This is a genomic window from Acidovorax sp. A1169 (genome assembly GCF_030704685.1).
In the GTDB taxonomy this organism is placed as follows: Bacteria; Pseudomonadota; Gammaproteobacteria; order Burkholderiales; family Burkholderiaceae_C; genus Acidovorax.
The window spans coordinates 142,524-163,288 of sequence record NZ_JAUZDX010000015.1; the positions used below are offsets into that span (position 1 = coordinate 142,524).

Annotated in this window: 21 protein-coding genes and 1 pseudogene; 11 read left to right on the forward strand and 11 right to left on the reverse strand. The window is 66.6% G+C overall.

All coding sequences use genetic code 11. From position 1 onward, the window contains the following. The first annotated feature begins 66 nt into the window (after window positions 1-66). The 3 genes from argA (at window position 67) to QYL93_RS22240 (ending at window position 3,527) form a co-directional block, all read left to right on the forward strand. Window positions 67-1,413 carry an amino-acid N-acetyltransferase gene (gene argA, locus QYL93_RS22230; RefSeq protein ID WP_305745699.1) on the forward strand — a complete coding sequence of 449 codons (1,347 nt, stop codon included), beginning with the start codon at window positions 67-69 and terminating at the stop codon, window positions 1,411-1,413. 63 nt (window positions 1,414-1,476) lie between these two features. Continuing rightward, window positions 1,477-2,409, forward strand: a complete 933-nt coding sequence (locus tag QYL93_RS22235; protein WP_305745700.1) for a bifunctional enoyl-CoA hydratase/phosphate acetyltransferase — start codon at window positions 1,477-1,479, stop codon at window positions 2,407-2,409. Beyond that, on the forward strand, window positions 2,406-3,527 hold the full coding sequence (locus QYL93_RS22240; protein ID WP_305745701.1) for an acetate/propionate family kinase: 1,122 nt from the start codon (window positions 2,406-2,408) through the stop codon (window positions 3,525-3,527). The genes QYL93_RS22235 and QYL93_RS22240 overlap by 4 nt, the downstream gene beginning before the upstream one ends. Window positions 3,528-3,535: 8 nt before the next feature. Here the strand turns inward: QYL93_RS22240 and bla are convergent, their stop codons facing one another. Continuing rightward, complete coding sequence (bla, locus tag QYL93_RS22245) at window positions 3,536-4,429, reverse strand: class A beta-lactamase (protein ID WP_305745702.1); 894 nt, start codon at window positions 4,427-4,429, stop codon at window positions 3,536-3,538. Window positions 4,430-4,528: 99 nt separating this feature from the next. Between bla and QYL93_RS22250 the strand changes: the two genes are divergently transcribed. Beyond that, on the forward strand, window positions 4,529-5,386 hold the full coding sequence (locus QYL93_RS22250) for a LysR family transcriptional regulator (RefSeq protein ID WP_305745703.1): 858 nt from the start codon (window positions 4,529-4,531) through the stop codon (window positions 5,384-5,386). A 4-nt stretch (window positions 5,387-5,390) separates the two neighbouring features. On the opposite strand, the gene QYL93_RS22255 is transcribed toward QYL93_RS22250, so the two are convergent. Then, window positions 5,391-7,031, reverse strand: coding sequence for an HD family phosphohydrolase (locus QYL93_RS22255; RefSeq protein ID WP_305745704.1), 1,641 nt, complete (start codon window positions 7,029-7,031; stop codon window positions 5,391-5,393). 91 nt (window positions 7,032-7,122) lie between these two features. On the opposite strand from QYL93_RS22255, the gene QYL93_RS22260 reads away from it, so the two are divergent. From QYL93_RS22260 to QYL93_RS22285, 7 genes and pseudogenes are all read left to right on the forward strand, one after another. Next, window positions 7,123-8,103, forward strand: a complete 981-nt coding sequence (locus QYL93_RS22260) for a rhodanese-related sulfurtransferase (RefSeq protein ID WP_305745705.1) — start codon at window positions 7,123-7,125, stop codon at window positions 8,101-8,103. After that, window positions 8,100-8,774, forward strand: a complete 675-nt coding sequence (locus tag QYL93_RS22265; RefSeq protein WP_305745706.1) for a glutathione S-transferase — start codon at window positions 8,100-8,102, stop codon at window positions 8,772-8,774. The genes QYL93_RS22260 and QYL93_RS22265 overlap by 4 nt, the downstream gene beginning before the upstream one ends. 28 nt (window positions 8,775-8,802) lie before the next feature. Continuing rightward, on the forward strand, window positions 8,803-10,329 hold the full coding sequence (locus tag QYL93_RS22270; RefSeq protein ID WP_305745707.1) for a hypothetical protein: 1,527 nt from the start codon (window positions 8,803-8,805) through the stop codon (window positions 10,327-10,329). A gap of 314 nt (window positions 10,330-10,643) precedes the next feature. Continuing rightward, complete coding sequence (locus QYL93_RS22275; RefSeq protein WP_305745708.1) at window positions 10,644-11,702, forward strand: asparaginase; 1,059 nt, start codon at window positions 10,644-10,646, stop codon at window positions 11,700-11,702. A 52-nt stretch (window positions 11,703-11,754) separates the two neighbouring features. After that, complete coding sequence (locus tag QYL93_RS22280; protein WP_305745709.1) at window positions 11,755-12,216, forward strand: hypothetical protein; 462 nt, start codon at window positions 11,755-11,757, stop codon at window positions 12,214-12,216. Window positions 12,217-12,398: 182 nt separating this feature from the next. Then, a pseudogene (locus tag QYL93_RS32015) lies at window positions 12,399-12,523 on the forward strand (LysR family transcriptional regulator); the annotation flags it as partial. Window positions 12,524-12,541: 18 nt separating this feature from the next. After that, on the forward strand, window positions 12,542-12,811 hold the full coding sequence (locus QYL93_RS22285; protein ID WP_305745710.1) for a hypothetical protein: 270 nt from the start codon (window positions 12,542-12,544) through the stop codon (window positions 12,809-12,811). Window positions 12,812-12,871: 60 nt separating this feature from the next. Here the strand turns inward: QYL93_RS22285 and QYL93_RS22290 are convergent, their stop codons facing one another. The 9 genes from QYL93_RS22290 to QYL93_RS22330 all read right to left on the reverse strand — a co-directional run bounded on the left by QYL93_RS22290 (window position 12,872) and on the right by QYL93_RS22330 (window position 20,690). Continuing rightward, window positions 12,872-13,408 (reverse strand): disulfide bond formation protein B, encoded by a 537-nt coding sequence (locus QYL93_RS22290; RefSeq protein ID WP_305745711.1) that lies wholly within the window; start codon window positions 13,406-13,408, stop codon window positions 12,872-12,874. 174 nt (window positions 13,409-13,582) lie between these two features. Beyond that, window positions 13,583-14,707 carry a sulfate/molybdate ABC transporter ATP-binding protein gene (locus QYL93_RS22295; RefSeq protein WP_057204261.1) on the reverse strand — a complete coding sequence of 375 codons (1,125 nt, stop codon included), beginning with the start codon at window positions 14,705-14,707 and terminating at the stop codon, window positions 13,583-13,585. A 19-nt stretch (window positions 14,708-14,726) separates the two neighbouring features. After that, window positions 14,727-15,641, reverse strand: coding sequence for a sulfate ABC transporter permease subunit CysW (cysW, locus tag QYL93_RS22300; protein ID WP_305745712.1), 915 nt, complete (start codon window positions 15,639-15,641; stop codon window positions 14,727-14,729). After that, window positions 15,638-16,528, reverse strand: a complete 891-nt coding sequence (gene cysT / locus QYL93_RS22305; protein WP_305745713.1) for a sulfate ABC transporter permease subunit CysT — start codon at window positions 16,526-16,528, stop codon at window positions 15,638-15,640. The genes cysW and cysT overlap by 4 nt, the downstream gene beginning before the upstream one ends. A 3-nt stretch (window positions 16,529-16,531) precedes the next feature. After that, window positions 16,532-17,536: a sulfate ABC transporter substrate-binding protein gene (locus QYL93_RS22310; protein ID WP_305745714.1), complete on the reverse strand. Its 1,005-nt coding sequence runs from the start codon at window positions 17,534-17,536 to the stop codon at window positions 16,532-16,534. Window positions 17,537-17,674: 138 nt separating this feature from the next. After that, on the reverse strand, window positions 17,675-18,256 hold the full coding sequence (locus QYL93_RS22315) for an alpha/beta hydrolase (protein WP_305745715.1): 582 nt from the start codon (window positions 18,254-18,256) through the stop codon (window positions 17,675-17,677). Window positions 18,257-18,302: 46 nt separating this feature from the next. Continuing rightward, window positions 18,303-18,944, reverse strand: a complete 642-nt coding sequence (locus tag QYL93_RS22320; protein WP_007857275.1) for a peroxiredoxin — start codon at window positions 18,942-18,944, stop codon at window positions 18,303-18,305. Window positions 18,945-19,056: 112 nt separating this feature from the next. Further along, window positions 19,057-19,791 carry an AAA family ATPase gene (locus QYL93_RS22325; protein ID WP_305745716.1) on the reverse strand — a complete coding sequence of 245 codons (735 nt, stop codon included), beginning with the start codon at window positions 19,789-19,791 and terminating at the stop codon, window positions 19,057-19,059. 29 nt (window positions 19,792-19,820) lie between these two features. Further along, entirely contained in the window at window positions 19,821-20,690 is an 870-nt protein-coding gene (locus QYL93_RS22330) for an HDOD domain-containing protein (protein WP_305745717.1), read from the reverse strand. Window positions 20,691-20,765: the final 75 nt, after the last annotated feature.

Sequence of the window (20,765 nt, forward strand, 5' to 3'; positions counted from 1 at the left end):
TACGCCCTTATGATGCCGGCCTGCCAACGCATTCTTATTGTTCGGTCGCCCCACCCCTCGCTGCCCATGTCCGCCGTCTTCAATTTCACCTTCGTCCCCTGGTTCCGCTCGGTGGCGCCCTACATCCACAAGTTTCGCAACCAGACCTTCGTGATCGGGCTGACGGGTGAGGGCATCGCGGCCGGCAAGCTGCACAACATTGCGCAGGATCTGGCGCTGATCCAGGCCATGGGGGTGAAGATCGTGCTGGTGCACGGCTTTCGCCCGCAGGTCAACGAGCAACTGGCGGCCAAGGGGCATGAGGCCAAATACTCGCACGGCATTCGCATCACCGACTCGGTGGCGCTCGACTGCGCGCAGGAGGCCGCGGGCCAGCTGCGCTACGAGATCGAGGCTGCCTTCAGCCAGGGCCTGCCCAACACGCCCATGGCCGGTGCCACGGTGCGCGTGATCTCGGGCAACTTCCTCACGGCACGGCCGGTGGGCATCATGGACGGGGTGGACTTTCAGCACTCGGGCCTGGTGCGCAAGGTCGACGTGGCCGGCATCCAGCGCACGCTGGACATGGGCGCGATGGTGCTGCTGTCGCCCTTTGGCTTCTCGCCCACCGGCGAGGCCTTCAACCTGAGCATGGAAGAAGTCGCCACCAGCGTGGCCATTGAGTTGCGCGCAGACAAGCTGATCTTTTTGACCGAGGTGCCCGGCATCCGCATGCTGCCCGGCGAGCCCGAGGGCGAAGACAACCCCATCGACACCGAGCTGCCGCTGGCTGCGGCCCAGGCCCTGCTGGCCACGCTGCCCACCGCGCAGCAGCCCACCGACACCGGCTTTTACCTGCAGCACTGCGTGAAGGCCTGCAAGGCCGGCGTGGAACGCAGCCACATCCTGCCGTTTGCGGTGGATGGCTCGCTGCTGCTGGAGGTGTACGTGCACGACGGCATCGGCACCATGGTGATCGACGAAAAGCTCGAAGAGCTGCGCGAGGCCACCATCGACGACGTGGGCGGTATCCTGCAGCTGATCGAGCCGTTCGAGAAGGACGGCACCCTGGTCAAGCGCGACCGCACCGAGATCGAGCGCGACATCTCTGCCTACACCATCATCGACCACGATGGCGTGATCTTCGGCTGCGCGGCGCTCTACCCCTACCCCGAGGCGAAGACGGCCGAGATGGCCGCCGTCACCGTGTCGCCGCAAAGCCAGGGAACGGGCGATGGCGAAAAGCTGCTCAAGCGCATCGAGCAGCGCGCGCGCGCCGCCGGGCTGGACAGCATCTTCGTGCTGACCACGCGCACCATGCACTGGTTCATCAAGCGCGGCTTTCAGCCCGCCGACCCCGACTGGCTGCCCGAGGCGCGCAAGCGCAAGTACAACTGGGACCGGCGCAGCCAGGTGCTGGTCAAGAAACTCTGAGCGGCTGAGAGTCTGAGAGCCGAACCCGGCGTCGTGTTTGTCTTCCAACCCTGGTGATTCCCGATGAACAGTTTTGATGCCGACACCCTGCTGACCCGTTGCCGCACGCTGGCGCCAGCGCGAACTGCCATCGTCCACGCGGTCAGCGCCAATGTGCTGCAGGCAGCGCGCGAGGCCCACGAGGCTGGGCTCATCACGCCCGTGCTGGTGGGGCCGGCCGCGCGCACCCGCGAGGCCGCCGAAGCGGCGGGCGTGGACATCTCGGCCTGGCAGGTGATCGACGCCGAGCACAGCCACGACGCGGCTGCGAAGGCCGTGGCCCTGGCCGCTGCGCGCGAGGTCGATGCGCTGATGAAGGGCTCGCTGCACTCCGACGAGCTGATGGGCGCGGTGGTCAAGAGCGACGCCGGCCTGCGCACCGAGCGGCGCATCTCCCACGCCTTCCTGATCGACCAGGAAAGCTATTCCAAGGCCTTCATCATCACCGACGCCGCGGTGAACATCGCGCCCGACCTGGCCACCAAGGTCGACATCGTGCAGAACGCCGTCGATCTGTGGCATGCGCTGTTCGGCGCCGACGTGCTGCCCAAGGTGGCGGTGCTGGCAGCGGTAGAGACCGTCAGCCCCAAGATGATCGCCACGCTCGATGCCGCCGCCCTGTGCAAGATGGCCGACCGGGGCCAGATCACGGGCTGCCTGATCGATGGCCCGCTGGCCTTCGACAATGCCATCAGCGTGGAGGCGGCCCGTACCAAGGGCATCGTCTCGGCGGTCGCGGGCAACGCCGACATCCTGCTCGTGCCCAATATCGAGGCGGGCAACATGCTGGCCAAGCAGCTCATCTTTCTGAGCGGGGCGGAGGCCGCCGGCATCGTGCTGGGCGCGCGCGTGCCCATCATCCTGACCAGCCGGGCCGACAGCCAGCGGGCGCGCCTGCTGTCGTGCGCCGTGGCGCTGCTGCTGGCCCATGCCCGCAGCAAGGGGCTGATCAAATGAAGCAGAACACGCCCGTGCTGCTGGTGCTGAACGTCGGCTCGTCCAGCATCAAGTTCCAGGTGTTCGAGCGCGAGTCGCTCGCCGTGCTGATGGCCGGCAAGGTGACCGGCATCGACACCAGCGCGCAGTTGTCTGCAAAACTGGCCGGGGCCGACGCCCCGCTGCGCACGTCCCTGCCTGCGGCCGACCACGACACGGCCATGGCGGCCGTGATCGAGCTGATCGACCAGCACGATGACGGCTGGCAGCTGGCGGCCGTGGTGCACCGGGTGGTGCACGGCGGTGCGGACTTTCGCGAGCCGGTGGTCGTCACGCCCGACATCGTGGCCCGGCTCCAGGCCCTCGCCCCGCTGGCGCCCCTGCACCAGCCGCATAACCTGGCCGGCATTGCGGCATCTGAGCGCCTGGCCAGCCATGCGCTGGACATCGCCTGCTTCGACACCGCCTTCCATGCGCGCATGGACCCGCTGTTCCAGACCTTCGCCCTGCCCCAGGCGCTGCGCGCCCAGGGCGTGCGCCGCTACGGCTTCCACGGCCTGTCATACGAATGGCTGGCCCACGAGATCGCCCGCACCCGCCCCGAACTGCGCGAGGCCCGGGTGGTGGCCGCGCACCTGGGCAACGGCGCCAGCCTGTGCGCCATGCACGCAGGCCGCAGCGTCGACACCACCATGGGCATGACCGCGCTCGATGGCCTGCCCATGGGCACGCGCAGCGGCGCCATCGATGCGGGTGCCGTCATCTACCTGCAGCGCGAGCTGGGCATGGATACCGCGCAGGTCGAGCACATGCTGTACCAGGAATCGGGCCTCAAGGGCCTGTCAGGTGTCAGCAGCGACATGCAGACCCTGCTGGCCAGCACCGACCCGCAGGCGGCCTTTGCGGTCGACTACTTCGCGCTGAAGGTGGCGCAGTACACGGCCATGCTGGCAGTATCGATGGGCGGGCTGGATGCCCTGGTGTTCACTGGCGGTATCGGCGAGAACGCCGAGCCGGTGCGTGCCGCGGTGCTGGCGCGCCTGCCGATGCTGGGCGGTTTCGAGACCCTGGTCATCCCTGCCAACGAAGAGAAGATGATGGCCCTGCACGCCCAACGCCTGCTGGCACTGCAGGGCTGACCCGTCCCCTACGCAGCCAGGGCCCACTGCGCCACCAGCGCCCCAATCTCGGCCATGGCGGCATCGCGCTGCTCGGGCGGCGCCTCGCCCCCGGTCAGGTAGCAGCTCACAACGATGGGCTTGCGCCCGGGGGGCCAGAACAAGCCCGCGTCGTTGCTGGTGCCGCGCGATGCGGTGCCGGTCTTCTCCCCTGCCTTCCAGCCCTCGGGCAGGCGGGCGCGCAGGCGCTTGTCGCCCGTCTTGTTGGCCAGCAGCCAACCCTGCAGCTTTTCGCGCGAGGCCGGTGACAGGGCCTGGCCCAGGGCCAGCGCCTGGATGCAATGCACCATGGCCACGGGCGTGGTGGTGTCGCGCGGGTCGCCAGGCTTGGCCTCATTGAGTTCGGGCTCGATGCGGTCCAGCCGCGTGATGCTGTCGCCCAGCGAGCGCACATAGGCCGTGAGCGCGGGTGGCCCGCCGTTGCTGGCCAAGAGCAGGTTGGCGGCGGTGTTGTCGCTCAGGGTCATGGTACCGGCGCAGAGCTCCTCCACCGTGAGGCCGGCACCGTCGGCGTGCGGTTCGGTCACGGGCGAGTAGGTCACCAGGTCTTTCTTGGCATAGGTGATGCGCCGGTCCAGCTTGTCATGGCCCTGGTCCACGCGGCGCAGGGTCTGCGCGGCCAGCAGCAGCTTGAAGGTGCTGGCCATGGGAAAGCGCTCTCCCCCCCGGTGCGCGATCTGCCGGCCGGTGTGGGTATCGAGTGCGGCCACCCCCACGCGGCCACCCATGCTGGCCTCGATGCGTTTGAGGTCGGCAAGCCAGGCGGCATCGGCCGCAGAGGCACTGTTTTTCTGCGGGCTGGTCTGGGCCAAGCTGGCCAGGGGAAGGAAGCCTATGGCGGCCACAAAGTTGCGTCGTTGCATCTTCTTACCTGTGAGGTGGTTGTCGGAATGGGTGAACGATACCGGTGGCAGGCCCCAAGCACCATCGACAATAATCGACCCGAGACCCAAGAAAAACTTATGCACCTGCCGCTCAACGCCCTGCGCGCCTTCGAGGTGTCCGCACGCCACCTGAACCTGACCCGCGCCGCCGACGAGCTCAATGTGAGCCAGACGGCTGTGAGCCAGCACATCCGCAACCTGGAGGACCGGCTGGGCAAGCCGCTGTTTCGCCGCCTGCCCCGGGGCCTGGCGCTCACGGACGAAGGCCAGGCGCTGCTGCCCGTGCTCAGCGATGCCTTCGAGCGCATTGCGGCCGCACTGGAGCACATGAGCGATGCCCGCCCGCGCGAGGTGCTCACGGTGGGCGTGGTCGGCACCTTTGCCGTGGGCTGGCTGCTGCCGCGGCTGCGCGACTTTCAGCAGGCCTGCCCCTTCGTGGACCTGCGCCTGCTCACCCACAACAACCGGGTTGACATGGCCGGCGAGGGCCTGGACTATGCAATCCGCTTCGGTGACGGCGCCTGGCACGGCACCGAAGCGCAGTGCATATTGCACGCCCCCATGACGGCCATGTGCGCCCCGGCCCTGGCCCACCACCTGCGCCACCCGGCAGACCTGGCGCGCCAGCCGCTGCTGCGCACCTACCGCGTGGACGAATGGGTGGCCTGGTTTGAGGCGGCCGGTGCGCCCTGCCCCGTGGTGCGCGGCGCCGTGTTCGATTCGTCCCTGACCCTGGCCGAGGCAGCCGTGCAAGGTGCGGGCGTGGCGCTGCTGCCGGTGAGCATGTTCACGCGCGAGCTGCAGCAGGGCCGGCTGGTGCGCCCGTTTGCGCTGGAGCTGCAGCGTGGCGCCTACTGGCTCACACGGCTGAAATCACGCTTACCGAGCCCGGCGATGGAGGCCTTCCACAAATGGCTGATGGCGCAAGTAGCGTGAGACGTTAGCCGACGAGTGCCCTGGCAATCACCTCAGGGGGGATCTCGTCCACCTGTGCGGGCTCCAGAAACTCCTTGCCGTAGCGCGCATACACACCCTCGCGCACAAACACCTGGAACAGGTCGGGGTCGATGTGGCCGTTGTCGCGCATCTTGCACATGATGGCCAGCGCCTGCGACAGCGTCATGCCGCTCTTGTAGGGCCGGTCGGCGGCCGTGAGCGCCTCGAAGATGTCGGCAATGCCCATCATGCGCGCCTGCACCGACATCTGGTCGCGCGTGAGACCGCGCGGGTAGCCCTTGCCATCCATGCGCTCGTGGTGGCCGCCCGCGTACTCGGGCACGTTCTTCAGGTGGCGCGGCCAGGGCAGCGTCTCCAGCATCTTGATGGTGGCGACGATGTGGTAGTTGACGGTGTCGCGCTCGGCCTGGGTGAGCGTGCCCGAGCGGATGGTCAGGTTCTCCAGCTCCTCGGCCGTGAGAAAGCTGGTCTGCACGCCCTGCGGGTTGCGCCACTGGCGCGCGGCCGAGATGTCGCGCACGCGCTGCTGGTCTTCGGCCCGCATGGCCTCGGCGCCCTTGTTGCAGCGGCGCATGAACTCGCGCTCCTCCTCCAGCGTGTGGATGCTGTGCTGCAGGCCCTGCAGTTCCTGCGCCTCGGCGGCAGCGTCCACCACCGGGCGCAGCGCCAGCTGGCGGCGCAGGGCCGCCAGCTCTGCATCGCGCTTGAGCACCTCGAAGCGCGTGTCCACCAGGCCGATGCGGTCGTACAGGGTCTGCAACTTGGTGGCCTTGTCCACCACATGCACGGGCGTGGTGATCTTGCCGCAGTCGTGCAGCAGGCCGGCCATCTTGAGCTCGTAGCGGTCGCGCTCGGTCATGGTGAAGGATGCCAGCGGCCCCTCCTGCGTGGTGTTCACCGCCTCCGCTAGCATCATGGTCAGGGCCGGCACGCGCTGGCAGTGGCCGCCGGTGTAGGGCGACTTTTCGTCGATGGCCAGGTTGATCAGGTTCACGAACGACTCGAACAGGCGTTCGAGCTGGGTGATCAGCAGCCGGTTGGTCAGCGCAATCGCTGCCTGCGAGGCCAGCGACTCGGCCAGGCTCTGGTCGGCCGTCGAGAATTCGGTGACTTCGCCGGTCACGGGGTCACGCGCATTGATGAGCTGCAGCACGCCGATGAGCTCGCGGTCATGGTTGCGCATGGGCACCGTGAGGAAGGACTGCGAGCGGTAGCCGGTGCGCTGGTCGAACAGCCGCGTGCCCGAGAAGTCGAAGCCCTCTTCGCTGTAGGCATCGGCCACATTCACCGTGCGGTCGTGGATGGCCGCATAGGCCGCCACCAGCGTATCGTTGGGCGAGCCATCGGCACTGCGCAGCGGCAACTGCGGAAAATCGATGGGCCGGCCCGTGGTGCCGCCCAGGCGGATGTCGAGCGAATCGGTGCGCACGATCTCGAAGCGCAGGGCCGTCTGGTCCTCGGTCACGCTGTAGAGCGTGCCGCCATCGGCCCCGGTGATGGCCTTGGCGGCCTCCAGAATGTTCTCCAGCAGCCGGTCGATGTCGCGCTCGCGCGAGAGCGCGGCACCGATGCCGTTGAGCTGCTCGAGCCGGCGAAAAAGATGGACGGTGGATTCCTTGCTCATGGCGACCTTGGCTGCGGCGTTGGCGACCACCCATCGTAACCAAAAGTGACCGCTATCATCAGCCCTTCTGTCCTGTTTTACACCCGCCTCCGTGCAGTCCGTCACGCCATCCATCCTCACCGCCGCCCTGTACCAGTTCGTCGACCTGCCCGACTTTGCGGACCTGCGCGACCCACTGCAGGCCTTGTGCGACGCCCACAGCGTGCGCGGCATGCTGCTGCTGGCGCCCGAAGGCATCAACGGCACCATCGCCGGGCCGCCCGAAGGCGTGCACACGGTGCTGGCCTGGCTGCGCAGCGATGCCCGCTTTGCCGCCCTCCAGCACAAGGAGGCCCTGGGCGAGCGCCAGCCCTTCTACCGCATGCGCGTGCGCCTCAAGCGCGAAATCGTGACCCTGGGCGTGCCCGGCCTGAACCCCGCGCGCAACGCCGGCACCTATGTGAAGCCCGAGGACTGGAACGCCCTGATCGCCGACCCGGCCGTGGTGGTGGTGGACACACGCAACGACTACGAGGTGGGCATCGGCAGCTTTGCGCGCGCGATCAACCCGCACACCAAGAGCTTTGCGGAGTTTCCGGCCTGGGTGGACCAGCAGTCCGCCCCTGGCGGCGTGCTCGAAGGCAAGCCGCGCGTGGCCATGTTCTGCACTGGCGGCATCCGCTGCGAAAAATCGACCGCGCTGCTCAAGTCGCAGGGCTTCGGCGAGGTGTACCACCTCGAAGGCGGCATCCTCAAGTACCTGGAGACCGTGCCCGAGGAAGACAGCCTCTGGCATGGCGACTGTTTTGTCTTCGACGAGCGCGTATCGGTGGGCCATGGCCTGGCGCCCGGCCACCACCAGCTGTGCCGATCGTGCCGCATGCCGCTGGGCGAGGTGGAGCTGGCCTCGCCCCACTATGCGGCCGGCGTGAGCTGCCCCTATTGCCACGGCACGCGCACGCCCGAACAGGAGCAGGCCCTGGCCGAACGCGAACGCCAGATGCAGCTAGCCAAGGCGCGCGGCGAGGAGCACATCGGCGCACGCCAGCCCGGTACGCCGCCCCGCGGCGGGGGTGAGGACGGGCCTGCATGAGCGCCCTGCCCGTCCTCTACTCGTTTCGCCGCTGCCCCTATGCCATGCGCGCCCGACTGGCCCTGGCCGTGAGCGGCCAGGTGTGCGAACTGCGCGAGGTGGTGCTGCGCGCCAAGCCCCAGGGCCTGCTGCAGGCATCGCCCAAGGCCACGGTGCCCGTGCTGGTGCTGCCCGATGGGACCGTGCTGGAGCAGAGCCTGGACATCATGAGCTGGGCGCTGGCCCGCAACGACCCCGCCGGCTGGCTCACGCCCAGCCACGGCGACGAGGCCGGCATGCAGGAGCTGATCGCCGAGTGCGATGGTCCCTTCAAGCAGGCGCTGGATCGCTGCAAGTACCCGAGCCGGTATCCCGAGGCTGATGCAGCCCTTGCGCGTGCGCAGGCTGTGGAGTGGATGCAGGGGCTGGAGGTGCGGCTGACAGGACAACCATTTCTGTTTGGCGACCATGCGGCGCTGGCGGACATGGCGATTGCCCCCTTTGTGCGGCAGTTTGCAGGCATCGACGCCGATTGGTGGGCGGCCCAGCCCTGGCCGCGCCTGCAGGCCTGGCTGGCGCAGTGGCAGGCAAGCCCCTTGTTCGAGAGCGTGATGCCCAAGCTGCCCGCCTGGGTGGATGGCACCGAGGGTGTGGTGTTTCCGCATCCCGAGGGCACCGAGCAGCCCGTCTGAACACCTGGAAACGGCACACAATGCTGGCATGCCTCTCCTTTCCTTCACGCGCGCCGGCCTGACGGCACTGGCCCTGGGCAGCGGCCTGGCCGCCATCGCAGCCCCCCTGCCCGACATGCCGGACACCCTGATCGAGAAGTCCCGACTGGTGCGAGAGTCACGCGACCGAGTGTGGGACCCCGCTTCTGGGCGGCTGGGCAACCTGCGGCAGCTGCGCATCGTGGCCGACGGCTGCACAGTGCGCGTGGTATCGGGGCCGGACAACCGGCTGATCGGCCCCCACGACAAGGTGGAGGTGGGCGAAGACCGCTACAACCCGGGCGACAAGGCCGTGCCGCGCGATGTGGTGCTGCGCGTGCGCGGCGGTGCGCAGCAGCCCCGTGGCACGCCCTGCCTCACGCTCCAGGTGGCCACGGCCGACGACCTTATTCTCAGCGGCGACCACGCGGCCTACCTGTTCGACCGGGTGGCGCAGCCGGCGATGCGCATCTACTTCAACCCCAGTTCACAACTGCGTGTGTGGTTTGAAGATGTGAAGATGGGCTTGCTCAGCCTGAAGTCCAACGCCGATGCACTGGTTGGCGGCACCGGCCAGGTGCAGTGGCTGCAGTTGAGCAGTACCCAAAGCAGCACCGCGATGCTGTTCCACGAGGTGAAGGCCCGGCACATCGGCGTGAGCAGCCTGACCACCAGGGCGCGCTACTCCATCCGCATCGACCCCGAGACCAAGGCGGGCTACTACCAGCCCGCCCGAGCGCCCGGCAAACTGGCCGAGCTGTACCCGATCTGGATCGACGGCCCGCTGGAGGCGCTAGACATACCTGCCAGCCGCGTGCACCCCATGGCGCTGACGCCGGACATCCGCCGCGAGGCGCAGGCCCTGCGCGACGAGGTGCTGGGCCGCGCCGGCCCGCCGCCGGTGTTACCCTCCTCCGGGCCTGCCGCGCTGGCGCCCGGAGCGCCGGTAGCCACCGCAACGCGCCAGCTGGCGGCCGACGGGTTCCGCCCCTACCTGCCGCCCGGCGTGGAACTGGCCTTGGTGCATTTGCACAAGGCCGGCGGCGCGATGGAGGGCACCGCACCCGATGTGGCGGCAGTGCGCACGCTGGTGCAATCGCTAGGCCGCTCGCCCGATGTAATCTATGCCCAGGTGGCCTACACCCGCCCCCAGGGTGCGCAAGTGGCCTTTCGGGTGCTGTTCGACCTGGCCTGCCAGGCGCCGGGCGAGCCCAGCGTCTGCCTGCCGGGCAACGGCGGCAGCAGCGCCTACACCGAGGAGCAGATCCGCGGCGAGCTGCTGCCCCTGCTGGGAGCGCAGGTGGAGCTGACACGGCTGCAGCTGCGCGAAGGCGGCGAGGTGCTGCTGGAAGGCCGCGCCAGCGAGGCCGAGGCCAAGGCGGCGCTGGCCCGCATCGGCCAGCAGGCGCCCTGGCTGCGCGCCTCGTCCAGCGGGGTGGGTAACGGCAGCTTTTCAGCCCGCATGGTGCTTTTGTGCAAAGCACCGCCACCGCGCCAGGGCGGCATCTGCAGCGCCCCGCTCTCTGCCAAGCGATGAGGCGCTGTCAGCGCAGGCGCCGGAACCGGGCAGACGGCGTTGCGGAATTCCGCACAGGGTTGCCGCACTGTTCCGGTTTTCCGGCCAATGCCATCGCCGTGGAGTTCCGACCGAGGCCGCGCGTTCCGGCGGAAATACCGGTCTTTCCCCCCGAAGCCGCCTGCGCGGCCCTCTGCTTGCGGCGATGCATGGGCTGCTGGCACGGCGATTGCGATAAAGCCTTGCCCCGGCACAATCACAGCAGCCCCCCTGCTGCGCAGGTGCCCCGCCTCGGCACCCCTCTCGCTTTCCACAACAGACTGGCGACAACGACCATGACACTGAGCCCTTCCATCGCCACCCTCGCCGCCTTGTGCCTTGCCTGCGGCGCGGCATTTGCGCAGACCCCCGCCAAACCGGTGGTGCAGTTCATCGCCACCGGCGGCACCATCGCCATGAAGGTCGACCCCGTCACCAAGGGCGTCGTGCCCGCGATCTCTGGCGACGACCTGATGCAGACCGTGCCCGATGCCGGCAAGTACGCCACCATCGAGGTGAACAATTTCTCCGCCATGTCGGCCAACTACGTCGAGGCCAAATGGTGGTCGCGCCTTACCAAAGCCGTGGACGACGCGCTGGCCCGGCCCGAAGTCAGCGGCGTGGTGATCGCCCAGGGCACCGACACCATGGAAGAGACGGCCTACTGGCTGGACCTCACCGTCAAGTCCAGCAAGCCCGTGGTCATGATCGGCGCCCAGCGCAACGCCTCGTCCCCCGACTTCGACGGCCCGCGCAACCTGCTCAACGCCATCCGCATCGCCACCACGCCCGAGGCCACGGGCAAGGGCGTGATGGTCGCCATGAACAACCAGATCAACGCCGCCCGCAGCGTGACCAAGACGCACACCGGCAACGTGGAGACCTTCAAGTCAGGCGACTTCGGCTTCCTCGGCGAGGTGTGGGACGACAAGGTCGTGTTCTCGCGCGCCCCGCTGCGCCGCCAGCACATCGACATCGGCACCGCCGAAATGCCCCGCGTGGAAATCCTCGCGATGTTCGGCGGCGCTGACGGTAGCCTCATGCGTTACGCCGTGGACCAGGGCGCGAAGGGTATCGTGGTGCAGGCCGTGGGCATGGGCAACATGAATGTCTCGATGTTCGAGGCGGTGAAGTACGCGCTGTCCAAGGGCGTGCCGGTGGTGATCTCGACCCGGGTGCACAACGGCCGCACGTACCCGCTGTATGGCTTTCCGGGCGGCGGCAAGACGACTTTCGAGGCGGGTGCGGTGATGGCCGGTGACCTGAATCCGCAGAAAGCGCGGCTGCTGCTCATGCTGATGCTGCACCAGGGGAAGTCGAGCAAGGCAGAGTTGCAGGCGGCATTTGATCGGTAAACTGTGGCGGATTCAAAAGCGAATTGCCGACTGCCTCAATTTGACATCAATCATGAATCGCTACGAATTGGTTCCAGAACTCAGAGAATGGGATGCTCACAACGGAGGCGAAGAGTCCCCGGAGGGCTGGGCTTCTTGCATGGGAAGCTTCTCGCTCGCAACTGCATACGCAAGTCTTGTTTGGCCGCAGTTCGTAGAGGTACGCGGAATGGTGTTCCGCGAGGGCGTAACCGAGTCAGATGTGGAGGGTTGGTTAGCTCATACGGCCCATGAAACAAAGGCTGTAGAGGCAATGATCAACCACCTTCATATCTTGGACATTCAGCATCCGGGCATCTGGTCGGAAGCAACCGAAAGTCAGCTGAAGTTCTTGGGTAAAACGCTTCAGGCTTCATGGGCGACCAAGCTGAAGATCGATTTTCCGGGTCGACATTTTTCCGTGGAATTCATCGAAGGCTCAACGGAAGATCCGCGTGAATACCAAGTTCTCTTCTATGAGCGCCGTGGTGACTAATGCTGCCGTGAAGCGGGCATGCTTCGCATGCCGCTTTACATCCGGCGTGGCGGATACAAAAGTGACTTCACCGTCAGAGAGCACTGCTGCTTCATGAAGCGGGTGCATACGAAATAGCGCTTGTCGCTGGTGAACAGCCCGGTCAGTCAGAATGCAACAATATCTCGCCGCCTGAACTCCCCATGGACCTCAGCCGCCTCACCTATTTCGTAGCAGTAGCGGAAGAACGCCACCTGGGCCGCGCCGCCGAGCGCCTGCACCTGTCCCAGCACCGCTCACCCGCCAGATCAAGGCCCTGGAGGCCGAAGTCGGCGCCCAACTGTTCGTGCGCACTCCCCGCGGCATGGTGCTGACCCATGCGGGCGAGACCCTGCTGCGCGATGCCAAAGCCATCTTCGGCATGGTGGACCAGGCGGTGGACCGGGCGCACCGGGCTGCGCGCGGCAAGCTGGGGCGGCTGGATGTGGGGGTGTATGGCTCGGCCATCTTCGGCATCGTGCCGAACATCGTGGCGCGCTTCTCGCGCGAGAACCCTGATGTGGAGATTGCGCTGTACCACGCACAGACGCCTCAGCGGGGGTCTGCGTTGCGCTAACCGCCCGCAAAAAACAAAAGGCGCTCCGAGGAGCGCCTTTTGCGTGGATGCAGAGTCTTTTCAAGCCATCGAATAGCCCGAACCGCCCCGACGCCCACCCTTGAGATGCCGCCCCAGCAGCACCAGCATCACCAGCCCAAACCCCACAAAGCAGACAAACGACCAGTTGGCAATCGAGCCACCCAGAAACGTCCAGTCAATCGCCGCGCAGTCCCCCGAGCCGCGGAAGATCATGGGGATGGCGCGGCTGATGGGGTAGTTTTCGATCATGCCGTAGAAGTCGCGGCCGCAGGTGGCGACCTCGGGCGGGTACCACTGCAGCCAGCTCTGGCGGGCGGCGACGAAGGCGCCGAAGCCGGCGATGAGGACGGCGACGCCGGCCAGCGACATCCACCAGCCGCGCGAATTCCGTGCAGCGGCCAGGCCCGTGAAGATGGCCACGCCGATCAGCGCATAGCGCTGCACGATGCACATGGGGCAAGGCTCCAGCCCCACCACATGCTGCAGGTACATGCCGAAGGCCAGCATGGCCACGCAGGCCAGGCTGATCAGCCCGAGGATGCGGCGCGGCGCGTTATCAATCCAGTTCAACACCATTCTTGTCATCCTTGATGCGAATTTGCATTCAACCGGCTAACGTCGTTGGGGAGCCTTGCCGTGCAACAGCACTGTCTGCGGCTCCCCGCCTAGTTATCCGATTGAATGCCAATCCGCTTGAGCCCCGACACCCGGCCTGCGCCGGGCGCCGCAAAGGGCATGGGGCTACAAGCGTCAGATGTTGGCAGCGTGGTCCAGAAAAACCCGGGCGCGGCGTGGTGTCACCACCAGCGTCTCACCCTCCTTGAAACCCATCTCCCGGAACTGCTGCGCGGGGATCTGCGCCTCGATCAGCATTTCGGGATTCGAATTGTCCGCTGGTTTGTGATCGTCGGATGGAATAAGTTCCAGCCGCGCGATGGGCCCGACCACGATGGCGCGGCTCAGTTGCGCCACGATGCCGCGCGGGCGGCCTGCGGCGTCGATGCCGGCGCCGGGGGCGTAGCGCTGCACGTCCAGGTCGTGCGGGCGCACATAGGCAAAGGCCTTGGTGTCCTGCGCGTCGGCGTGCTCGGGGGCGTCGAGCTGCATGCCGTCCAGGTGCACCAGGCCCTCGTGCGCGCGGCCCTGGAACAGGTTCACGTCGCCCAAAAAGCCGTAGACAAATGGGCTGGCCGGGTTGTCCCACACCTGCTGGGGCGAGCCGCTCTGCTCGATGCGGCCCTGGTTGATGACCACCACGCGGTCGGCCACTTCGAGCGCTTCTTCCTGGTCATGGGTCACGAAGATGCTGGTCACGTGCAGTTCGTCGTGCAGGCGGCGCAGCCAGCGGCGCAGCTCTTTGCGCACCTTGGCGTCCAGGGCGCCAAACGGCTCGTCGAGCAGCAGCACCTTGGGCTCCACCGCCAGGGCGCGGGCCAGGGCGATGCGCTGGCGCTGGCCGCCCGACAGCTGCGAGGGGTGGCGCTCGGCCAGCCAGTCGAGCTGAACCAGCTTGAGCAGGTCGGTGACCTTTTTCTTGATCTGGGCCTCGCTCGGGCGTTCGCTGCGGGGCTTGACGCGCAGGCCGAAGGCCACGTTCTCGAACACCGTCATGTGGCGGAACAGCGCATAGTGCTGGAACACGAAGCCCACGTTGCGCTCGCGCACGTGGACGTCGGTGGTGTCCTCGCCCGAGAAGTGGATGGTGCCCACATCGGCCGTCTCCAGCCCCGCGATGATGCGCAAGAGCGTGGTCTTGCCGCAGCCCGAGGGGCCGAGCAGCGCGATCAGCTCGCCCGAGGCGATGTCCAGGCTCACGTCGCGCAGGGCATGGAAGTCGCCGAACTGCTTGCTGACGTTGCGAATTTCGATACTCATGGTGTGCTTTCTTCTTCCTTCAGCGCGCAGAGGGAGCAATGGCGGGCGCGGGGCGCTCGGGCGGCAGCTCGGCTGCGGCCTTCATTTGCTGCTCGTTGCGCCACTCGGCAATCGACTTGATGACCAGGGTGACGAGCGCCAGCAGCGCCAGCAGCGAGGCGGCGGCGAAGGCCGCGACCGACTGGTACTCGTTGTAGAGGATTTCCACATGCAGCGGGATGGTGTTGGTCTGCCCGCGGATGTGGCCCGAGACCACCGACACCGCGCCGAACTCGCCCATGGCGCGGGCGTTGCACAAAATCACCCCGTACAGCAGGCCCCACTTGATGTTGGGCAGCGTGACGTACCAGAAGGTCTGCCAGCCGGTGGCGCCGAGCACGATGGCGGCCTGCTCCTCGTCGTTGCCCTGGGCCTGCATCAGCGGGATCAGCTCGCGCGCGATGAAGGGGAAGGTCACGAACACGGTGGCCAGCACGATGCCCGGCACGGCGAAGATGATCTTGATGTCGTGCGCCTGCAGCCAGGGGCCGAACCAGCCCTGCGCGCCGAACATCAGCACGTAGACCAGGCCGGCCACCACGGGCGATACAGAGAACGGCAGGTCCACCAGCGTGGTCAAAAAGGCCTTGCCGCGGAACTCGTACTTGGCAATGCACCAAGCGGCCGCCACGCCGAACACCAGGTTCAGCGGCACGGCGATGAGCGCGGTGATCAGCGTGAGCTTGATGGCTGACCAGGCATCGGGCTCGCGCAGGCCGTCGAGGTAGGCGCCAAAGCCCTTGCGCAGCGCTTCGGCGAACACCGCGGCCAGCGGCAGCACCAGGAACAGCAGCATGAAGAGCAGCGCCACGGTGATCAGCGTGTAGCGCACCCAGGGCGCTTCGGTCGTGCCGGCGCGGGCGCGGCGCACCGTGCGGGAGTTCGCACCGCTCATGATGGTGCTCCCGCATGGCGCCGCTGCCAGGCCTGCAGCGCGTTGATGACCAAGAGCAGGATGAACGAGATCACCAGCATGACCACCGCCACGGCGGTGGCTCCCGCGTAGTCGTACTGTTCGAGCTTGCCGATGATGATGAGGGGCGTGATTTCGGAAATCATGGGCATGTTGCCGGCGATGAAGATCACCGAGCCGTATTCGCCCACCGCCCGCGCGAACGCCATGGCAAAGCCGGTGAGCAGCGCGGGGGTAATGGAGGGCAGGATGACCTTGGTGAAGGTCTGCAGGCGCGTGGCGCCCAGGCAGGTGGCGGCTTCTTCCAGCTCTTTCTCGGCATCTTCGAGCACCGGCTGCACCGTGCGCACCACAAAGGGCAGGCCGATGAAGATCAGCGCGATCACAATGCCTGCGGGCTTGAAGGCCAGCTGGATGCCCAGCGGCTCCAGGTACTGCCCCACCCAGCCGTTGCTGGCCAAGAGCGCGGTGAGCGAGATGCCGGCCACGGCCGTGGGCAGTGCAAACGGCAGGTCCACCAGCGCATCGACGATCTTCTTGCCGGGAAACTTGTAGCGCACCAGCACCCAGGCGATGAGCAGGCCGAAGAACAGGTTGACGAGGGCCGCGATGAACGATGCGCCGAAGGTCAGCCGGTACGAGGCCATCACGCGCGGTGCGCTGATGGCGGCCCAGAACTGCTCCCAGGTGAGGGTGAAGGTCTTGAAGATCAGTGCCGACAGCGGGATCAGCACGATGATGCTCAGGTAGAAGAGCGTGTAGCCCAGCGTCAGGCCAAAGCCGGGCAGCACCCGCTTGGGCGCACGCCGGCCGGCCGGCGCAGGGGCCGTCATGGCACCCCGCGCGGCCACAGAGGTCGCAGCGGTCATGGCTTACTTGGCGCCGGGCGTGTAGAGCTTGTCGAACTGGCCGCCGTCGTTGAAGTGCACCTTCTGTGCATCGCTGAGCGAACCGAAGTACTTGGCCACGGTGAACTGCTTCAGGGGCTTGAAGGTGGCGGCGTACTTCTTGAGCACGGTTTCAGAACGGGGGCGGATGGCGTGCTTGGCCGCGATCTCCTGGGCTTCTTCGGAGTACAGGTAATCGAGGTAGGCCTTGGCCAGTGCGGCCGTGCCCTTCTTCGCCACGGTGCGCTCGACCACGGCAATGGGGTTCTCGGCCACCACGCTCACCGACGGGTAGACGGCATCGACCTTGCCGGCGCCGAACTCGCGGTCGATGGAGACGACTTCGGATTCGAAGGTGATCAGCACGTCGCCCTGGTTGCGCTGCAGGAAGGTGGCGGTGGCATCGCGCCCGCCCTTGGCCAGGATGGGCACGTTCTTGTACAGCTTGCCCACGAACTCGGCGGCCTGCTCTTCGGTGCCGCCCTTCTCGCGGATGGCGCCCCAGGCGGCCAGGTAGGCATAGCGGCCGTTGCCGCCGGTCTTGGGGTTGACCACGATGACCTGCACGCCGGGCTTGATCAGGTCTTCCCAGTCCTTGATGCCCTTGGGGTTGCCGTTGCGCACCAGGAACAGCATGGTCGAGGTGGTGGGCGATGCGTCGTTGGGGAATTTCTTGGACCAGTCCTTGGCCACCACGCCGCTGTCGGCGAGGAACTGCACGTCGGTGGTGGTGTTCATGGTGACCACATCGGCCGCCAGGCCGTCGTTCACGGCGCGCGCCTGGGCGCTGGAGCCGGCGTGCGACTGGTCGATCTTGACGTCCTTGCCGGTGGTCTTCTTGTAGTGCGCGGTGAAGGCGGCGTTGTAGTCCTTGTAGAACTCACGCGCCACGTCGTACGACACGTTGAGCAGCGAGTCCTGGGCCAGCGCCATGCCACTGGCGGTGAGCGCCAGAGTGGCCAGAAGAGTCTTGAGTTTCAAAGAAGTCATGTGGCGTAGCCTGTTGGATAAAACTGGAGATGCCCCATTGTGCGCAATGCGCTTTAAAACTCAAAAGAATACATTTTTGTTAATTAAGCTGTTTTTGGAATATAGAAACGAAAAGGCCCGTGCAGCAAGCCCGCAGCCTCAGGCCGTGGCCTGCAAGGCAGCTGGTGAGGGGGCCGGCGCCCCTACCCCGCCCTGCTCGCCCGTCAGCGACTGCAGCAGCGCCCAGCCCAGAGGCCATTCGCCATGGCCCGATTCCACGTTGATGTGCCCAGCCTGCTGCATGCGCACGAACTCGCTTCCCCAGGCGCGGGCGTAGGCTCCGGCCAGGCGAATGGGGCAGTACGGGTCGTTGCTGCTGGCCACCACCACGCTGCGGTAAGGCAGTTGCGCGTAGGGCACGGGTGCAAAGTCGTTGAGGATGGCGCGGCGCTCCGGGTCGGCAGGCGCCACCAGCAGCGCCCCGTGGATGCGCGCCGCTGCTTCGGGCCCCAGGTGCGTGGTGGCGATGCAGCCCAGGCTGTGCGCCACGATCACCACCGGGTGCGGGGCGGCCAGCACGGTCTTTTCGAGCGTGCCGACCCAGGCGTTGCGGGTGGGGGTGATCCAGTCGTCCTGCACCACGCGGCGCGCCTGCGGCAACCGTTCGGTCCACAGGCTTTGCCAGTGGCCGGGGCCGGAGTCGCGCCAGCCGGGGACGATGATGATGGAAGTGGGGTTCACAGGTGTACCGCCTGGCGCGGCCCTCGCGGGCCGCAGCCGGGCTTGCCTACTTGTTGGGCTGGGGCGTGATGCGCAGGTAGGGGCGCACGGCCTTGAAGCCCTTGGGGAAGCGCTGGGCGATCTCGGCCGGGTCTTGCAGGCTGGGCACGATGATCACGTCGTCGCCGTCCTTCCAGTTGGCGGGCGTGGCCACCTTGTGGCTGTCGGTGAGCTGCAGCGAGTCGATCACGCGCAGGATCTCGTCGAAATTGCGGCCCGTGCTCGCGGGGTAGGTGAAGGTGGTGCGGATGACCTTCTTGGGGTCGATGATGAACACGCTGCGCACCGTGACCGTGGTCGATGCGTTGGGGTGGATCATGTCGTACAGGTCGGCGACCTTCTTGTCCGCATCCGCCAGGATGGGGAAGTTGACGGTGGTGTTCTGCGTTTCGTTGATGTCGCCCACCCAGCGGTTGTGCGAATCGACGGGGTCCACGCTCACAGCGATGGGCTTGACCTTGCGCTTGGCGAATTCGGTGGCCAGAGCGGCCGTCTTGCCCAGCTCGGTGGTGCACACCGGCGTGAAATCGGCAGGGTGCGAGAACAGCACTACCCACGAGTCACCCGCCCATTCATGGAAGTGGATGGGGCCGGCGGTGGATTCCTGGGTGAAGTCGGGGGCGGTGTCGCCGAGTCGCAAAGTGGCCATGGAGATGCTCCTTCAATGTCTGATGGAGCCATTCTGCGAGCCGGTCTTTAAAACCCAAACGAATATATTGTTCTGACTTAATCGCAAAAACGTCTATCGAAGCGCGACAAACTCAGTCTTCGTCTCCCAGCAGCCGATCCAGCCGTTCGCGGTAGTTGTTGAGGAAGTCGTGCGTCACGGCGTAGTGCTCTGTGTCCTCGAAGGCCACTTCCGACAGGCCGGTGCCGTCGAACTGGATGATTTTGGCGTGCGGGTAAGACAGCAGGATGGGCGAGTGCGTGGCGACGATGAACTGCGACTTGTCCTCCACCAGTTGGTGAATGGCCGAGAGCGCGGCCAGTTGGCGGTTGGGCGACAGCGCGGCTTCGGGCTCATCCAGCAGGTACAGGCCCTTGCCACGGAACTTGTGGGCCAGCAAGGACATGAAGGCCTCGCCGTGCGAGATGCCATGCAGCGAATGGGTGCCGTAGGCGTCGGGAACACCGTTGTCGTCCACGAAGGTGGCGACGTTGAAGAAGCTTTCGGCCCGCAGAAAGTACCCATCCTTGGGTTGGCGAAAGCTCCGCGCCAGCCTGAGTGACTCATGCAGCGGAGATACGGATTTCTTGGTGCCCACCATGAAATCGCGGGTGCCACCTTGCGGGCTGTAACCCAGGGCCACCGCAATGGCTTCCAAAAGGGTGGACTTGCCCGAGCCGTTCTCTCCCACGAAGAAGGTGACATCGGCGTGGAATTCCAGCAAACCCATCTCCCGGATGGCGGGTATGTTGTACGGGTAGCTGTCGAAATCCACCTCTGCATCGGGGCGGATGCAGACGCTCTGGAGATAGGGTTTGGCGGCAAGCATGGTGCCGCCATGCTAACGGTCGCAACGGCTCAGAAGCGCACAGCCTCGAAGGCAGGATGCAATTCGTCCACCCAGTGGTCCAGCTCTTCCTCCGACACCGCCAGGTGGTCCATGCAGGCCTGGCCGTGCTGCAGCCAGTCGCGGGTGGGTTGCAGGTTGTCGTGGTGGTTGACCAGGTACTCGGCCAGCAGGCCCAGGGCCACGAGGTGGCGCACCGTGGGGTTGAAGCGCTCGTCCTGCAGGGCCGCAAAATCGTGGTGCAGCCAGATGGCCTGGGCCACGTCGCCCGGCAGGTGCCAGGTGCGGGCCACGATGGCGCCCATCACGGCGTGGTCGGTGTGGTGGTTGGCGTTTTCGGTCTGGGTAAAGGTGCGGTCCTTGCGGGCCAGGGCCTCGGTGACGGTGGAGCCATAGCCGCGCACGGCCTTGACCAGCACCGGCATGCCCACGTGGCAGAACAGGCCGAAGCTGTAGCCCAGGCCCGGGTCGAAGCTGTAGAGCTGGCGCCCGATGTGCTCGCAGGCGATGGCGCGGCGCTGCGAGCTTTCCCAGAAATGCTCGAGCAGCGGCGAGCGCACCATGAGCGCGTTGCGCGTGATGAAGGCCGAGAGCAGCTCCACGGCCGGGTTCAGTCCGAGCACCGTGAGCGCCATGCCGATGGTCTGCACCGGCTGGGCCAGGCCGAACAAGGGGCTGTTGGCCTGGCGTATCAGGGCGGCGGCCATGGCCACGTCGGACGAGGCCAGTTGCTCCAGCGCGCCCGAGTCGAGCTCGGGCGCGGCCACGATCTGCTGCAGCCGCACCAGGGATTCCGGGCACGGCGGTATCACGATGGCCCGCACGGACGGGTGGACGCGGGCCTTCTGGAGGTGGGTGTCGATGGGGTGGGAGGTTTTCACGGCGCGCCCTGGGCACCTGCGCAGGGTAGCGCGCAGGCAACCGGTCAGTTGCAACTGGTTGCATTGTGGCCTGAA

Bases quoted from the DNA above. Each gene is read 5' to 3' on its own strand.
- QYL93_RS22265 (WP_305745706.1), top strand. From the start codon at position 8,100: ATGAGCGCCCTGCCCGTCCTCTACTCGTTTCGCCGCTGCCCCTATGCC.
- QYL93_RS22275 (WP_305745708.1), top strand. From the start codon at position 10,644: ATGACACTGAGCCCTTCCATCGCCACCCTCGCCGCCTTGTGCCTTGCC.
- QYL93_RS22320 (WP_007857275.1), bottom strand. From the start codon at position 18,944: ATGGCCACTTTGCGACTCGGCGACACCGCCCCCGACTTCACCCAGGAA.
- QYL93_RS22240 (WP_305745701.1), top strand. From the start codon at position 2,406: ATGAAGCAGAACACGCCCGTGCTGCTGGTGCTGAACGTCGGCTCGTCC.
- bla (WP_305745702.1), bottom strand. From the start codon at position 4,429: ATGCAACGACGCAACTTTGTGGCCGCCATAGGCTTCCTTCCCCTGGCC.
- QYL93_RS22250 (WP_305745703.1), top strand. From the start codon at position 4,529: ATGCACCTGCCGCTCAACGCCCTGCGCGCCTTCGAGGTGTCCGCACGC.
- argA (WP_305745699.1), top strand. From the start codon at position 67: ATGTCCGCCGTCTTCAATTTCACCTTCGTCCCCTGGTTCCGCTCGGTG.
- QYL93_RS22290 (WP_305745711.1), bottom strand. From the start codon at position 13,408: ATGGTGTTGAACTGGATTGATAACGCGCCGCGCCGCATCCTCGGGCTG.
- QYL93_RS22310 (WP_305745714.1), bottom strand. From the start codon at position 17,536: ATGACTTCTTTGAAACTCAAGACTCTTCTGGCCACTCTGGCGCTCACC.
- cysT (WP_305745713.1), bottom strand. From the start codon at position 16,528: ATGACCGCTGCGACCTCTGTGGCCGCGCGGGGTGCCATGACGGCCCCT.
- QYL93_RS22270 (WP_305745707.1), top strand. From the start codon at position 8,803: ATGCCTCTCCTTTCCTTCACGCGCGCCGGCCTGACGGCACTGGCCCTG.
- QYL93_RS22255 (WP_305745704.1), bottom strand. From the start codon at position 7,031: ATGAGCAAGGAATCCACCGTCCATCTTTTTCGCCGGCTCGAGCAGCTC.
- QYL93_RS22280 (WP_305745709.1), top strand. From the start codon at position 11,755: ATGAATCGCTACGAATTGGTTCCAGAACTCAGAGAATGGGATGCTCAC.
- QYL93_RS22295 (WP_057204261.1), bottom strand. From the start codon at position 14,707: ATGAGTATCGAAATTCGCAACGTCAGCAAGCAGTTCGGCGACTTCCAT.
- QYL93_RS22325 (WP_305745716.1), bottom strand. From the start codon at position 19,791: ATGCTTGCCGCCAAACCCTATCTCCAGAGCGTCTGCATCCGCCCCGAT.
- cysW (WP_305745712.1), bottom strand. From the start codon at position 15,641: ATGAGCGGTGCGAACTCCCGCACGGTGCGCCGCGCCCGCGCCGGCACG.
- QYL93_RS22235 (WP_305745700.1), top strand. From the start codon at position 1,477: ATGAACAGTTTTGATGCCGACACCCTGCTGACCCGTTGCCGCACGCTG.